This is a genomic window from Streptomyces sp. NPDC058955, assembly GCF_042741435.1.
In the GTDB taxonomy this organism is placed as follows: Bacteria; Actinomycetota; Actinomycetes; order Streptomycetales; family Streptomycetaceae; genus Streptomyces.
On the sequence record NZ_JBHYKM010000049.1, the window covers coordinates 51088 to 52198 of the forward strand.

Annotated in this window: 1 protein-coding gene; it reads left to right on the top strand. The window is 69.3% G+C overall.

Annotation, left to right across the window (positions count from 1 at the left end; all coding sequences use genetic code 11):
* Positions 1-344: 344 nt before the first annotated feature.
* Entirely contained in the window at positions 345-1067 is a 723-nt protein-coding gene (locus tag ACFW1I_RS20180; protein WP_384671682.1) for a transglycosylase SLT domain-containing protein, read from the top strand.
* Positions 1068-1111 lie beyond the last annotated feature (44 nt).

Here is a 1111-nt window from a genome sequence, read left to right on the forward strand (position 1 = left end):
GCGAAGCGCAGGAGCTTAGCCGGGCGGCGCCCCCGTGTCCGCAACATCCGTCAAAACACCTGCGTCCAACGAGGTGTGAGCTTTCACACGCAACACGGAATTGCCTTGCGGCGTCCGCGTCCGGCAGAGTCTTGCTTCCGTCAGGCCCCGCATACGGCACCCGTGCACCTTCGACCGTTCGAAGAGGCACACCACAGCACCGCACAACTCCACAATCGTCGTCGTATGCCGCCCACAGCACCACGGGCCCGTGTCTTCTGTGACCCGGTACGACGAAGACCAGCGCCAGGGGCACGATTTCGCCCGCGTGGTCACCGCTGCGGGCGATGCTGGAAGGAAACCGTGTGAGCCGGATCTCGGTCCGGGGATTCGCGGTGGCGTCTGCCACTGCGGTCACCACCGTCGGCGCCGTCGTCGGAGTTGCCACGGGCAACGCCGCCCAGGCCACTTCGGACGACAACTTCGAGGCCGCCGCGGCCGACAGCACGCTGCTCGCGGACATCCCCGCGGGCGCGCAGGCACAGGTACAGGTCGCCTCCCTCGCGGAGCAGGCCGACGTGCAGGCCGCCGCCGCGGACGCCACCGCGCGCAAGACCGCCGAGGAAGCCGCCCGCTTCAAGGCCGCCGAGGACGCGGAGGCCAAGAAGAAGGCCGCCGACGAGAAGGCCGAGCAGGAGAAGAAGGAGCGCGAGGAGCGGGAGGCCCGCGAGGAGGCCGAGCGCGCCAGCCGCGAGGCCGTCCGCGACGCGTCGAGCTTCTCCGCCCAGGGCTCGTACTCCATCTCCGAGGTCAAGGCGATCGCCCGCCAGATGATCCCGGAATCGCAGTTCCAGTGCTTCAGCAACATCGTGGACCACGAGTCCGGCTGGAACTACCGGGCGACCAACCCGTCCTCCGGCGCCTACGGTCTCGTCCAGGCGCTGCCGGGCACCAAGATGTCCTCGGCCGGCGCCGACTGGCAGACCAACCCCGCCACCCAGATCAAGTGGGGTCTCAGCTACATGAACGGCCGGTACGGCAGCCCCTGCGGCGCCTGGTCGTTCTGGCAGGCCAACCGCTGGTACTAGACCGGCGAGCGCTCAACCCCGGGAAGCCCCGCACCGTCCTACGG